This is a genomic window from Streptomyces sp. NPDC107521 (assembly GCF_055598485.1).
This window is the reverse complement of sequence record NZ_JBVKAT010000031.1, coordinates 1-14,819: the sequence shown is the minus strand read 5'-3', so window position 1 is coordinate 14,819 and position 14,819 is coordinate 1. Positions and strand designations below refer to the sequence as shown.

Below are 14,819 nucleotides of genomic sequence, written 5' to 3'. Positions count from 1 at the left end.
GATCGTGAACACCGTGTTGCGCGGCCCCGTAGTACTGGATACTGCGGGCAGCCGCCCTCGGTGACCGGTGCCGGACGCGGTGAGCTGGAGGGGACGGTTCGCGTGAGCGAGATACCAGCGAGGGCCACGGGCTCCGAGGGCCCGTCGGGCGCCGCGCCGCCCGGTGACGCCGTGTGGCGGAGCAGCCCGCCCGGCTCCATCTACGACTACGTCAAGGTCGCCTCCTTCTCGATCGGCCCCGACGGACTCGTCGACCAGTGGAGCCTGCGCGCCGAACAGCTCCTCGGCATCCCGGCCGAGCACGCCATCGGCCTGGACCCCATCGAGACCTTCATCGACCCGGATCTGCGCGGCCGGGGCCGGCGCAAGATGGCCGAGATCCTGGACGGGCGGGAGTGGACCGGTGTCGTCCCGTTCCGCGCGCCGCCAGCCGACGGGGAACCGGCCCGGCCCGGACCGCGCGGCCACCGCGAGCCCGCCGGGGCCGGGGGGCCGCGGGACCGGCGGGCGTTCCGGGAGGGGCGCGCCGAGCGCGGACAGCGGGGGCTCGCCGAGGTCTATGTGATGCCCACGCTCACCGAGAGTGGTGAGAGGGCCGCCGTCTGCATCGTCGTCGACGTCCGCGGACTGCGCAGCATCGAGACCGATCTCGCCGCCTCGCAGGCCGTTTTCGGCCAATCTCCGTTCGGCTTCCTGCTGATCGACCCCGACCTCCGGGTCCGCCAGGTCAACCAGCAGTTCGCCTCCGTCTTCGGCGGAACCCCGGACGACCACCGGGGCAGGGGGGTGTACGACTACCTGCCGCGCACCGAGGCCGACCGCGTCTGCGCCACCCTGCGCCGGGTGCTGGAGAGCGGCGAGTCCGTCACCGACATGCACGTCACCGGGCACCTGCCCGGCACCGACCTGCGGCGCCACTGGTCCGTCAACCTCTACCGCGTGCACAGCGGTTCGGGACGGCCCATCGGCATCGCCTGGCTCGCCACCGACATCACCGCCCGCCGCGCCGCGGCCCGCGAGGCCGCCGCCGCCCGCCGCAACCTCGCCCTGCTCAACGAGGCGGGTGCCCGCATCGGCAACTCCCTCGACCTGGAGACCACCGCCCGCGAGCTCCTCGACGTGGTCGTCCCCGGCTTCTGCGACCTGGCCACCGTCGACCTCTACCAGGGGCTCCTGGTGGGCGACGAGACCCCGCCCGGCCTCGCGGACGGCAGCGCCGAACTGCGCCGCGTCGCCTTCTCCAGCGCCGTGTCCGACGCCCCGTTCCTCGGCACCGGCCAGCGGGTCAAGCTCGGCGCGGTCCACCACTACCCGTTCAACTCGCCCTGCGCGGACGCCCTGCGCACCGCCCGGCCGCGCTCCGTGCCCGCCGAGGACGGCGGACTGGTGCAGTCCAGCCTCGCCGTGCCGATGGTCGCCCACGACACCGTCGTCGGACTCGCCCAGTTCGCCCGGACCAAGGGCAGCGAGCCGTTCGGCGACCGGGACCGCGACCTCGCCGTGGAACTCGCCGCCCGCGCGGCGGTCTGCATCGACAACGCCCGGCTCTACCGCCGCGAGCACGAACGGGCGCTGATCCTCCAGCGCTCCCTGCTCCCGCCCGGCGACCCGGAGGCGTCCGGCCTGGACATCGCCTGCCGCTACCTGCCCGGCAACGCGGCCACCGGACGGCCCAGCGAGGTCGGCGGCGACTGGTTCGACGTCATCGAACTCCCCGGCCACCGCACCGCCCTCGTCGTCGGCGACGTGATGGGCCGCGGACTGCGCGCCGCCGTCGCCATGGGGGAACTGCGCACCGCCGTCAGGACCCTGGCCCAGCTCGACCTGGAACCGGCCGAGGTCCTCTCCCACCTGGACGAGATCGCCCGGGGCCTCGGCGCCCCCGGCGGCCCCGCCCCGGCCTTCGGCTCCGCGCCGGGCGTCCAGCAGGCCACGCGGTCCGCGCGCCGCCCCCGGGAGGCCGACCTGTCCGAGGTGTACCTGGCCACCTGCGTCTACGCCGTCTACGACTCGGTCACCCGCCGCTGCACCTTCGCCAACGCCGGCCATCTCCCGCCCGTCCTGGTCGAGCCCGGCGAACCCGCGCTGATGCTGGACGTTCCGCCGGGCATGCCGCTGGGCGTCGGCGGCGAGCCCTTCGAGGAGGTGGAGGTCGAGCTGCCCGAGGGCTCCCTGCTCGCCCTCTACACCGACGGCCTGGTCGAGAGCCGGGACCACCCCCTCGACGAGGGTCTCCAGGCGTTCGTGGGGGCGCTCACCGATCCGTCGCGGCCCCTGGAGGACGTCTGCGACCACGTCCTCGACACCCTCAACACCCATCACGGCGAGGACGACATCGCCCTGCTGATGGCCCGGGTGCAGGGGCTGCCCAGCGAGTCCGTCGGCGACCGGACCCTGCCGCGCGAGCCGCGCAGCGTGGGCCGGGCCCGCGAGTACGCCCGGGAGAAGCTGTTGGCCTGGGGCCTTGAACCCCTGGTCGACACCACCGAGTTGCTGGTCAGTGAGCTGGTCACCAACGCCCTGCGCTACGGCGAGGGCGAGATCAGGCTCCGCCTGCTGCTCGACCGCACCCTGGTCTGCGAGGTCTGGGACGCCGGGCTGGTCCAGCCGCGCCGCCGCCGGGCCCGGGACACCGACGAGGGCGGCCGGGGCCTGCAACTCGTCGGACTGCTCAGCGCGGCCTGGGGCTCGCGCCGTACGCCGCGCGGCAAGACCGTGTGGTTCGAACTCCCGCTCCCCGGCGCCGACACCCGTCTGGCGGACCCGGCGGAGGCCCTGATGAGCCTCTTCTGACCCCCCCCGGCGCAACCGGAACACTCCGCCGCCCCGTCCTCACCCGTACCACGGGACCGAGGACGGGGAGGACGGGTCATGGCGGAGCGCACCGGACCGGACACGGACGAGGAGGGTGCCGCCGACGGCCGCCTCCCGGACTCCCCGGTCCTCCCGGGCGCCGCCCCCGACCGCACCCCGGAGCACACGGCCCCCGCCGGAGCCCCGGCCGACGACCCCGGGCCGGCCGCCCCGAAGCCTCCCACCGAGCCCCCCACCCAGCCCGCCGCTCCCGCCCCGGCCGACGGCGCCTCCGGGGGCACGGCCTTCTCGTCGGTGCCCGCCCGGACCGGGGCCGGTGACACGGTCTCGGATGTCCCGGCACCCGCCGCCGGGGCTGCCGCCGCGCCCGCCGTGCCCGCCGCTCCCGGCACGGCCGACGGCGCCCTCGGGGGCGGCGCGACCCGCTCCGGAGCCCCGGCTCGCGCCGGAGCCGGTGACGCCGGACCGGACGCCCCGGAGCCCGCCGCCGGGGCGGCCGAGGTGCCCAGCGCCGGGGCAGCCGCCCGGGCGGCGGACGTGCCCGCCTCCGCAGCCGCCGATGACGTACCGGCCGCCCCCGCCCCGGCCGACGGAGCCCCCGGAGCCGCGGTCCCCGCCGGGGCCGTCGCCGACGGCACGGGGGTGCCTCCGCGCGCCCCGGTCCACGGGCCCGCGGAAGCCGCCGTCCCCGGGGCCACCGGCACCGCCGCCGCCGTCCCGGCCCGTGGGACGCCGGAGCCCGGTGCCGGGGACGTCCCGGAGGACACCCCCGGGGACGCCGACGCGCCGCCCCCTCCCGGCACCTCTGAGGACACCCCCGCCGGGAGCGCCCCCGCCCGTCGGCGCCGCCCCCGGCTCCGCCTCCTGCGGCGGATCGCGCTCTGCGCGGTGCTCGTCGTCCTGCTGCCCCTCCTGGCCGTCGAGACGGCCCTGTACGCGAACGGCACCGGCACCCCCGCCGACGGCACCCTCACCCGCGGCCGGGACGCGCTCTGGCTCGGCCACGCCTGGGTCGACGGGCGCCGGGACGACGCCGACCTGGACGCCCTCGCCCGGCGCCTGGAGGGCACCGGCATCCGCGACCTGTACGTCCACACCGGACCGCTGGAGCACGACGGCACCCTGCCCCGGGACCGCTATCCGAGGGCCCGCAGGCTGACCGAGGCCGTGCACCGCCGGCTGCCCGGCGTCCGCGTCCAGGCGTTTCTCGGGGACGTGCTCGCCACCGAGGGCCCCGACGGGATGCGGCTGGAGCGGGCCGCCACCCGCGCCGGGATCGTCCGCTCCGCCCGCGAGGTGCTGGACGGCGCCGGGTACGACGGCGTCCACCTCGACCTGGAGCCCGTGCGCTCCGGCGACCGGGACTTCCTCGCGCTCCTGGACGACCTGCGCGCGCTCACCCGCTCCCGGGACGCCCTGCTCTCCGTCGCCGCCCACCAGATCGACCCGCTCCCCGGCCTCCACGCCCCCTGGGGCGCCGTCACCGGGCACCCCAAGTGGTGGGCGCAGCGCTTCTTCGGCCGGGTCGCCGGCCGCGTCGACCAGATCGCCCTGATGTCGTACGACACCATGCAGCCGCTGGCGGCCACCTACCGCGGCCACCTCGCCCAGCAGACCGCGCTCGCGCTGGAGGCCACCCCGCCCGGCACCCACCTGCTGATGGGCCTGCCCTTCTTCCACGAGAACCGGTTCGGCCACTGGAACCACGCCGAGACGGTCCCGGCCGCCGTGCGCGGCATCCGGCTCGGGCTGTCCCGCGCGGACGCCGACCGCGCCCTCTTCGGGGTCGCCCTGTACATCGACTTCGCCGCCACCGAGGCCGACTGGGCCGGGTACCGGGACGGCTGGCTGCGCTGACCGGGCGTTCCCCGTTCCGCCGCACGGGTGGGGTTGCCCCGGGCCCCCGCCGTGCCTCCCCGCCCGGCGGAACCGTTTCCTCTTCAGTGGGCCGCACAACCGTCCGGATACAAATGATCAACTTCTTGTACCGCCAGTAGTGATCACGCCGGAGCCGTCCTCCGCGCCCGTGGCCACCCCGGGGGCGGTCACCAGGCAGTGATCAGTACGCCCGCGGCCCTCGGAGGTAGCGCAGATGTCCCACGTCGGTGTCGGACCGCGACCGGTGTCGCGCCCGGTCGTCCTCCTCACCGCGGGCGTGCTCGCGGTGCCCGCGCTGGCCGGCTGCGACTCCGGGAGCCCCGCTGCCCGACCGGCCGCCCGGCAGGACATCGCCTCCGCCGACCGCGCCCGGATCGCCGACGGCGGCACCCTGCGCTGGGCCGTGGACTCCGTGCCGGAGACGCTGAACACCTTCCAGTCCGACGCCGACGCCACCACCGGCCGCATCGCCCAGGCCGTCCTGCCCGCGATGTACCGGACGGACGCGGCCGGCCGCCCGGTGCGGGACGCCGACTACCTGGAATCGGCCAGGGTCGTCGCCACCGAGCCGCAGCAGGTCGTCCTCTACAAGCTGAGCCAGCAGGCCGTCTGGAGCGACGGCCGGGAGATCGGCGCCGCCGACTTCGCCGCCCAGTGGCGCGCCCTGTCCGGCAGGGACAACGCCTACTGGACCGCCCGCAACGCCGGTTACGACCGCATCGAGAAGATCGAGCGGGGCGCCGGGGACCTGGAGGTCAAGGTCACCTTCAGCCGCCCCTACGCCGACTGGAAGTCGCTGTTCACCCCGCTGTACCCGAAGGACGTCATGGGCACCCCGGACTCCTTCAACGACGGGGCCCGGCGCACCCTCAGGGTCACCGCCGGGCCCTTCGCGCTCAAGAAGGTCGACACCGGACGGGACGAGGTCGTCCTCACCACCAACCCCCGCTGGTGGGGCGCCCCGGCCAAGCTCGGCTCCATCGTGCTGCGCGCCCTGCCCCGCGAGGACCGCGTCGCCGCGCTGATCGCCGGGGAGGTCGACCTCGCCGAGGTGGACGCGGGCACCGCCGACCAGGTCACCCGTGCCGCCGCGCCCTTGGGCCCCGCCCCGGACACCCCGCTGATGGGCCCGCGGGGCACCCCCGCCGCCGGGCCGGGCGGCTCCCCGCTGGCGGGCCCGGAGCGCCGGACGGCGGCGGAGGACCTGCGCTCCTGGGCCGTGGCCAAGGGCTCCGACGAGGAGGCCGCCGAGCGGGAGGCGCTCGCCCGCGAGGAGCGCGGCCGGGTCCTCGCGGCGTACGAGGAGCGGCGGCGCGCCCTGAGCGGCTTCGAGATCCGCAAGTCGCTGGAGCCCGCCTACACCCAGCTCGCCCTCAACGGCGCCGACGGCCCGCTCGCCGACGAACGCGTCCGCCGCGCCGTCGCCCGCGCCCTGGACCGGGGGCAGCTCGCCCGCGCGGTGCTGAAGCCGCTGGGCCTGCCCGCCGAGCCGGTCGGCAGCCATCTGGCGCTGGCCGGGCAGCCCGCGTACGCCGACGGCAGCGGCGCGCTCGGCGGCCCGGACGTCAAGGAGGCGCGGGCCCTGCTCGCCGCCGCCGGATGGGTCCCCGGCGGCCCCGTCAAGGAGGGGGCGGAGAAGGGCGAGAAGGCGGCCGGGTCCGAGGGCCGCGGGACCCGGGACGGCAAGGACGGCGGGAAGGACGCGGACGACGGCGCCGACGACGGCACGTACATCGTCGGCGAGGACGGCACCGACGACCGCGACGGCGACCGCGACGGCGACCGCCCCGACCGCGCGGCGGCCGGGGGAGAGGCCGCCGCCGGGGGCGAGCGGGCCGACGGCGGGACCGGCGGCACCGGGGACGACGGCAAGAGCGGCACCGACGACAGCGACGGCGACCACGCCCGGAACTCCGCCCAGGGCGGCGCCCCCGGCGCCTACGCCCCGCGCGGCACCGCCGCCCCCGCCGGTTCGGCGAACCTCCCGCTGGCCAAGGACGGCAAGGCGCTCACCCTGCGTTTCGTCGTCCCCTCCGGCCCCGGCTCCGAGGCGCTGCGCACCGTCGCGGACCGCATCTCCGGGATGCTGCGGAAGATCGGCGTCGGCACCGACATCACCAAGGTCCCGGACGAGAGCTACTTCAAGGACCACGTCGCCGCGGGCCAGTACGACCTCGCGCTCTACTCCTGGCCCACCACCGCCTTCCCCGCCACCGACGCCCGCCCCATCTACGCCAAGCCCGTCCCCTCCGCCGACGGCTCGCTGAACGTCGCGCAGAACTACACCCGGGTCGGCACCGACCAGGTCGACCAGCTCTTCGACCAGGCGCTGACCACGCTGGACGACAAGGCGCGCGGCGCCCTGCTGCGCAAGGCCGACGCGCGCATCTGGGCGGCGGCCGGGTCCGTCCCGCTCTACCAGCGCCCCCAGCTCGTCGCGGCCCGCAAGGACCTCGCCAACGCGGGCGCCTTCGGCTTCCTTACCCCCGCCTACGAGGACATGGGCTACCTGGCCAAGGGCGCCGGGGGCCCCGCCCCGTCGGCGGCGGGACGGACCGGGTCCGGGGCGTCCTGAAGGCCCCGCCGGGGCACCCGCACCACCCGCGACCTGCGCGCATGTGCCCCGGCACACCCCATCCGGCGATGCCCCGTACCATGGGGTGAGGCCGTGGCATGTTCTGCCCGGCAGGCTCCGGCACAGGGATGTGCGTGCGGGCCGACACCACACTCCGGGAGTACGCCTCATATGGCCACGCGCCACGACATTCGTAACGTCGCCATCGTCGCCCACGTCGACCACGGCAAGACCACCATCGTCGACGGCATGCTGAAGCAGGCCGGCGCCTTCGCCGCGCACCAGCTCGATACCGTCGACGACCGCATGATGGACTCGAACGACCTGGAGCGTGAGAAGGGCATCACGATCCTCGCCAAGAACACCGCGGTGAAGTACCACCCGAAGGACGGCGGGGACCCGATCACGATCAACATCATCGACACCCCCGGCCACGCCGACTTCGGCGGCGAGGTCGAGCGTGGTCTGTCGATGGTCGACGGCGTCGTGCTCCTCGTCGACTCGTCCGAGGGCCCGCTGCCGCAGACCCGCTTCGTGCTGCGCAAGGCGCTCCAGCGGCGGCTGCCGATCATCCTGTGCATCAACAAGACGGACCGCCCCGACGCCCGCATCGACGAGGTCGTCAACGAGACCTACGACCTCTTCCTCGACCTGGACGCGGACGAGGAGCAGATCGAGTTCCCCATCGTCTACGCCTGCGGCCGGGACGGCATCGCCTCGCTCACCAAGCCCCAGGACGGCCAGGTCCCGCCGGACTCCGACAGTCTGGAGCCGTTCTTCAACACCGTGCTCCAGCACATCCCGGCCCCGGTCTACGACGAGGACGCCCCGCTCCAGGCCCACGTCACCAACCTGGACGCCGACAACTTCCTCGGCCGTATCGCGCTGCTGCGCGTCCACCAGGGCGAGCTGAAGAAGGGCCAGACCGTCGCCTGGATGAAGCGCGACGGGTCCGTGCAGAACGTGCGGATCTCCGAGCTGATGATGACCGAGGCGCTCACCCGCAAGCCCGCCGAGCGCGCGGCCCCCGGTGACATCTGCGCCGTCGCCGGCATCCCGGAGATCATGATCGGCGAGACCCTGGCCGACGTCGAGAACCCGGTCCCGCTGCCGCTGATCACCGTCGACGAGCCGGCGATCTCCATGACCATCGGCACCAACACCTCCCCGCTGGTCGGCCGCGGCGTCTCCGGCAAGGGCGCGGACGGCAAGGGCTCCGTCAAGGACCGCAAGGTCACCGCCCGTCAGGTCAAGGACCGCCTGGACCGCGAGCTGATCGGCAACGTGTCGCTGCGCATCCTGGACACCGACCGCCCCGACGCCTGGGAGGTGCAGGGCCGCGGTGAACTGGCGCTCGCCATCCTCGTCGAGACCATGCGCCGGGAGGGCTACGAGCTGACCGTCGGCAAGCCCCAGGTCGTCACCAAGGAGGTCGACGGCAAGGTCCACGAGCCGGTCGAGCGCATGACGGTCGACGTGCCCGAGGAGCACATGGGCGCGGTCACCCAGCTCATGGGCGTGCGCAAGGGCCGGATGGACAACATGTCGAACCACGGCTCCGGCTGGGTGCGCATGGAGTTCGTGGTGCCCTCCCGCGGTCTGATCGGCTTCCGCACCGAGTTCCTGACCCAGACCCGCGGCACCGGCATCGCCCACTCCATCCACGAGGGCCACGAGCCCTGGTTCGGCAACCTCAGCACCCGCAACAACGGTTCGCTGGTGGCCGACCGCTCCGGTGCCGTCACCGCGTTCGCGATGACCAACCTCCAGGAGCGCGGCGTCCTCTTCACGGACCCGGGCACCGAGGTGTACGAGGGCATGATCGTCGGCGAGAACTCCCGCGCCGACGACATGGACGTCAACATCACCAAGGAGAAGAAGCTCACCAACATGCGGTCGTCCTCGGCCGACATGACGGAGACGATCGTGCCGCCGCGCAAGCTCTCCCTGGAGCAGTCGCTGGAGTTCTGCCGCGACGACGAGTGCGTCGAGGTGACCCCGGAGGCCATTCGCATCCGCAAGGTCAAGCTGGACGGCCGCGAGCGCGCCCGCGCCGCGAGCCGCGCCAAGCACGGCTGATCCCACCCGCCGCCGGAACCGGCGGCGCGCGGTGGAGCCCGGGTACCCCCCGCGTGGGGGTGCCCGGTTTTTCATGCCCGCGCCCCGGAGCCGTCCCTCGCGGGCGTCGTCCGTCCCGGCCCGCGCCCGTCCGCCTTCGGGCCCGCGCCCGTCCGCCCGCCCCCGGTTCCGGCCGCTGTGCCGCCGCCGTGCCGACGTCCGCCCGCTGCCCCCTTCCGGCGGATGGCCGCGCCGCCGCGTGCGCCGTCCCGGGGCCGGTGCGCGCCGGGCACCCGCCCGTACCAGGGCAGCGGACCCGATTCCGCCGTCTTCGCGGCACAAACACTTTGTCCAGATTGGGGAAGGGTTCTCCGCCATCCGTGACGCAATTGAGATTTTCAGACGGGTGGTCGGCCTTCCGCTCATGGCAGATAGTTAGCCGCGTACCGCTCGGGTCGACGGGTCACGCGCTGCGGGGACAGTGCCGGACCCACGAGCACCAGGGGGCGTCCGGCCGTCCGTCAGGGGCGCCGGGGGCAAGGCGCCGCCCCTCCCTGTCGGTGAGCACGTGGAGTCCTGAGGAGGAGCCATGCGTGGTGTCCCGCACATCGGACGGGTGACCCGGGCCCGGTCGGCCACCGCCCGCCACGGCGCCCCGGACGGCGCCCGGTCCTGAGGGAGCGCGCGGGCCCCGGCCCCGGACCGCCGGCGTCAGGGCCCGGCTACGCGCGTCCGGCTGCGGGAACACCCCGTTCCCCGGGCGGCCCCCGGCATGTCTTCCCGGTCCGTTCCGCGGTCCCGCGCACCCCGCGGCGACCGGCGGTTCGGCACACCCGCATCTGCGAGATGGGCGGATCGTGACAAGTCCCACCGACATCGAGGGCGGCGCGGCCCCGGCCGGCGGCGCGCCGGAGCCGGACGGCCGGACCGCCGGACCCGGCGGCTTACCGGGCCGTTCGCCCGGCCGGCTGATGTGGCTGCGCTTCCGGCGCGACCGCGTCGGCGTCGCCTGCTCCTGGATCGTGCTGGCCTACTTCGCGGTCGCGGCGCTGGCACCGCTGATCGCCCGGGCCTACGGCAAGAACCCGTACACGCTCTACGGCCAGGACCCCGAGTACAGCACCGGCCACCCGGTGCTCGACGAGTTCGGGCTGCCGCTGGGGTACTTCGGCGGGGTGTCGGGGGAGCACTGGTTCGGCGTCGAGCCGCAGTTCGGCCGCGACGTGTTCACCATGCTGCTCTACGGCATGCGCACCTCGCTGTACATGGCGCTGGGCGTGACCACCCTGCTGATGGTGACGGGGGTCCTGGTCGGCCTGGTCGGCGGCTACTTCGGCGGGCGCACCGACTACCTCCTCGGCCGGGTCACCGACTTCTTCCTCTCCTTCCCGCAGCAGTTGTTCTTCATCGCCTTCATGCCCGTGGTGACCTCGTTCTTCGTGGACCCCCGGAGCGAGACGCCCACCTACTTCCGGGCGCTGGCCATCCTGATCGTGCTCTGGCTGCTGGGCTGGACGGGCATGGCCCGGCTGGTGCGCTCGACCGTGCTGTCGCTGCGGGAGCGGGAGTTCGTGGAGGCCGCCCGGGTCGCCGGGGCCTCCCCCTGGCGGATCATCCGCAAGGAGATCCTGCCCAACGTCGTCTCCCCGATCCTGGTGCAGTTCACCTACCTGCTGCCCAGCACCATCCTCAGCATCGCGTTCCTCTCCTTCGCGGGGGTCGGCTTCGTCGAACCCACCCCCGACTGGGGCCGGATGTTCGCCACCGGGGCCAAGGTCGCCGAGCAGGACCCGGCGTTCATGTTCTTCCCGGGTGTGGCCCTGGTCGTCTTCGTCCTCTGCTTCAACCTCCTCGGGGACTCCGTGCGGGACGCCCTCGACCCCAAGTCCGGCCGATAGCAAGGGCGGTGGCGCGGGCGGGCGCCCGGTGCCCGCCGCTCCCCGCCGGAGGAACCGCAGCCCGTCCCGCCGTCCGCGCCGGGCCCCGGGGGGGCCGGGCCCTCGCGTACCGCCCTCCTCCCGCGCCGGGCCGTACCCCGTTACGGGACGCCGGGCCGTGCACAGCGCAGCTTCAGTGGCCAACCCACCCGACAGGAAGGTGCACCCACCCCATGAAGACGCTCCACTCCCGCACCGCGCGGGCCGCCGTGGTCGCGCTGGCGGCCGGTTCGCTCGTCCTCACCGGCTGCTCGGAGAACAAGGGCGGCGGTTCCGGCAAGGACGCGAGGAAGGACCAGAAGGAGGCGGCCGTCCAGTCCAGGGCCGTCGTCTACGGGGACGCCGCCGCCTCCGCCGGCCCCGCCGAGGAGGTGCCCGGCGCCAGGAGCGGCGGCACCATCAAGGTCTACCAGGAGCAGGGTCTCTCCCACCTCGACCCCGGCCAGATCTACGTCTCCGACGCCCGCCAGCTCTCCGACCTGATCTTCCGCGGACTCACCGGCTTCCAGGAGGACGACCGGGGCAACGTCTCCGTCGTCGGCGACCTCGCCACCGACGCCGGCACCTCCTCGCAGGGCGGCCGGACCTGGACGTACACCCTGAAGAAGGGGGTGAGGGACCAGAACGGCGCGGCGATCACCTCCGCCGACGTCCGGCACACCGTCGAGCGGATGTACGCCAAGTTCGTCTTCGACGGGCCGACCTACCTCCAGAACTGGCTGAGCGGCGTCGGCTACCGCTCCCGGCTCCCCGGCGGCGGCTACGACGGCAAGCACCTGCCGGACTCCGTCCTGGAGACCCCGGACGCCCGGACCGTCGTCTTCCACTTCGATCTCCCGCGCCCCGACCTGCCGCAGACCCTGGCCATGGCGGGCTACTCCGTGGTGCCGCGGAGCACCGACACCAAGGAGAAGTACGACAAGGCCCCCGTCGCCACCGGCCCGTACCGGATCGCCGAGTACAAGCCCGGCAAGTCCCTCCGGCTCGTCCGCAACGACCAGTGGGACCCCGCCACGGACGCGATCCGCCACCAGTACGCCGACGGCTTCGACTTCGACTTCGGCATCACCGAGTCCACCCAGACCAAGCGCCTGATCGCCGACCAGGGCGAGGCCAGGAACGCCATCCAGTTCACCAACGGGGTGGAGGCCACCCAGATCCAGGACGTCATCGGCGACCCGTCCGTCCGCAGGCGCACCGCCAAGGGCTACCAGCCGTTCGTCATGACGCTGACCTTCAACCTCGACCGGGTCGGGAACAAGAAGGTCCGCGACGCCGTCACCCACGCCGTCAACTCCAAGTCGCTGATCGCGGGCGAGGGCGGCGCCTACGGCGGCGACGTGGCGCCCAACCTGTTCGCCCCCACCCTGCCCGGCTACGAACCCGGCTACGACCCCTACGGACGGCTCAAGGCGCCCGCGGGCAACCTCGACCGGGCCCGGGAGCTCCTGAAGGACGTCCCCGCCGCCGAGAAGAAGCTCGTCCTCGCCTACCGCAACACCGAGGTGGGCCAGAAGCGCAAGGTCGCCGTCGAGGACGCGCTGCGCAAGGCCGGGATCGAGGTCGTCGCCAAGGAGATCGACGGCGCCAGCTTCTACGAGCAGATCGGCCGGCTGGACAACCCGTACGACATGTACATCACCGGCTGGGCGCAGGACTGGCCGTCCCCCGGCACCGTCGTGACCCCCATCTACGACGGCGAGCAGGTCGCCGACGGCAACTCGAACTACTCGCACCTGAACGACCCGCACGTCCAGGCGCTCATCAGGAAGGCCCTCACCCAGGAGCCGACGGAGGCCGCGGCCACCTGGCGGGAGGCGCACCACTACATCCTGGAGAAGGTCAACCCCGCCGCACCGCTCTGGTACGCCAAGCAGTTCCAGCTCTTCGGGTCGAACATCGGCGGGGCCCGCTACGGCGTCGTGGCCAGCTACATCGACGTCAGGCGGCTGTACCTGAAGTCGTCCTGACCCCGCGGCCGAGTGCGGGGGCGTGCGCCGGGCCGGGCGCGCCCCCGGTCCCGCGACCGCCTCCGACCACCTTCCGAGAGAGCAGCCGCCCGCCATGCTCCAGTTCATCCTCCGGCGCGTCGCCGGCGCCGCCGTCACCCTGTTCCTGATCGGTGCCGCGACCTTCTTCCTGTTCGTCGCGGCCCCGTCCGACTACGCCTCGCTGGCCTGCGGCAAGGACTGCTCACCCACCCGGCTGGCGGAGATCCGCGAGGCCCTCGGTCTCGACCTGCCCGTCGTCCAGCAGTTCTGGCACTTCATGTCCGGCATCGTCACCGGCCGCGACTTCCCCGACGGCCCGTGTCCGGCGCCCTGCCTGGGGGAGTCCTTCTACTCGGGCGAGCCGGTCTGGGACATCATCAAGGACCGCTTCCCGCTCACCCTGTCGCTCACCGCGGGCGCCACCGTCGTCTTCCTCGTCGTCGGACTGGGCACCGGCACGCTCGCCGCCTACCGCCGGGGCTCGGCCGTCGACCGGGCCGCCACCGGCGCCTCCATGGTGCTCAGTTCCTTCCAGATCTACTTCCTCGGCCCGATCGCTCTCTCGGTCCTCGTCTACGGCACCGGCCTGATGGAGGACCCGAAGTACGTCCCTCTCACCGAGGACCCGGTCGGCTGGCTGACCGGGCTCTCCATCCCCATGGTCGTGATGGCGACCATCTTCACCGCCCAGTACACCCGCATGTCGCGTTCCTCGCTGATCGAGCAGCTCGCGGAGGACCATGTGCGCACCGCCCGTGCCAAGGGCCTGGCGCGGCGCCATGTCTTCCTCCGCCACGCCTGGCGCGGCTCGCTGATCCCGGTCGTCACCATCCTGGGCATCGATCTGAGCAGCCTGCTCGGCGGCGCCGTCGTCACCGAGCTCACCTTCTCCCTCCAGGGCATCGGGCGGCTCGCCGTGGACGGGGCGACCACCAAGGACCTGCCGCTGACCATGGGCGTCATGCTCGTCGGCGCGCTGGTGATCCTCGTCGTGAACATCGTCACGGACGTCGTGTACGCCTGGATCGATCCGCGCGTGCGGCTGTCCCAGGGGGCCGGGGAGCGGTGACGGCGGCGACCGGGGGTCTGGGGCGGGTCCCGCGCGGGCACCCGTGGAGGAAGGGCTCCCCCCGCCCGGCGCGGGGGACGCGCCGCACGGAACGAGGCGTCAGGAATGAGGAGTCATGAAGGAAGAACCCGTCCTCCCCGCCCCGCGCGGGTCCGCTCCCGGCGCCCCGGGGGAGCCGCTGCTGGTGGCCGAGGGCCTGACCAAGCACTTCCCGGTCAAGGGCGGCTTCCCGGTCCGGCGCACCGTGGGCCGGGTGCAGGCGGTCGACGGGATCGACCTGACCGTGCGCACCGGCGAGAGCTTCGGGCTGGTCGGGGAGTCGGGCTGCGGCAAGTCGACCACGGGCCGGCTGCTCACCCGGCTGATGGAGCCCACCGGGGGGCGGATCCTGTACCGGGGCCGGGACATCACCCACGCGAAGCGGCGGGCGCTGGCGCCGATCCGGTCCGAGATCCAGATGATCTTCCAGGACCCCTACGCCTCCCTCAACCCGCGCC

Annotated in this window: 8 protein-coding genes; all 8 read left to right on the top strand. The window is 74.0% G+C overall.

Annotated features, from left to right (window positions below):
- Positions 1 to 102 precede the first annotated feature (102 nt).
- Entirely contained in the window at positions 103 to 2,793 is a 2,691-nt protein-coding gene (locus ACZ7LB_RS30380) for a SpoIIE family protein phosphatase (protein ID WP_471472673.1), read from the top strand.
- 663 nt (positions 2,794 to 3,456) lie between these two features.
- On the top strand, positions 3,457 to 4,671 hold the full coding sequence (locus ACZ7LB_RS30375) for a hypothetical protein (protein ID WP_471472739.1): 1,215 nt from the start codon (positions 3,457 to 3,459) through the stop codon (positions 4,669 to 4,671).
- A gap of 235 nt (positions 4,672 to 4,906) precedes the next feature.
- Positions 4,907 to 7,267 (top strand): ABC transporter family substrate-binding protein, encoded by a 2,361-nt coding sequence (locus ACZ7LB_RS30370; RefSeq protein WP_471472671.1) that lies wholly within the window; start codon positions 4,907 to 4,909, stop codon positions 7,265 to 7,267.
- Between the two features lie 171 nt (positions 7,268 to 7,438).
- Positions 7,439 to 9,346, top strand: a complete 1,908-nt coding sequence (gene typA / locus ACZ7LB_RS30365) for a translational GTPase TypA (RefSeq protein ID WP_471472669.1) — start codon at positions 7,439 to 7,441, stop codon at positions 9,344 to 9,346.
- A gap of 836 nt (positions 9,347 to 10,182) precedes the next feature.
- The gene (locus ACZ7LB_RS30360; protein ID WP_471472667.1) at positions 10,183 to 11,223 is read left to right on the top strand and encodes an ABC transporter permease; all 1,041 of its coding nucleotides are present in this window, start codon (positions 10,183 to 10,185) and stop codon (positions 11,221 to 11,223) included.
- A gap of 212 nt (positions 11,224 to 11,435) precedes the next feature.
- Complete coding sequence (locus ACZ7LB_RS30355; protein WP_471472665.1) at positions 11,436 to 13,232, top strand: ABC transporter substrate-binding protein; 1,797 nt, start codon at positions 11,436 to 11,438, stop codon at positions 13,230 to 13,232.
- A gap of 94 nt (positions 13,233 to 13,326) precedes the next feature.
- A complete protein-coding gene (locus ACZ7LB_RS30350; protein WP_471472663.1) occupies positions 13,327 to 14,322 on the top strand; it encodes an ABC transporter permease in 996 nt (331 codons plus the stop codon).
- A 115-nt stretch (positions 14,323 to 14,437) separates the two neighbouring features.
- Positions 14,438 to 14,819, top strand: a 382-nt coding sequence (locus ACZ7LB_RS30345; RefSeq protein ID WP_471472661.1) for an ATP-binding cassette domain-containing protein, incomplete at its 3' end; no start/stop codon positions are given.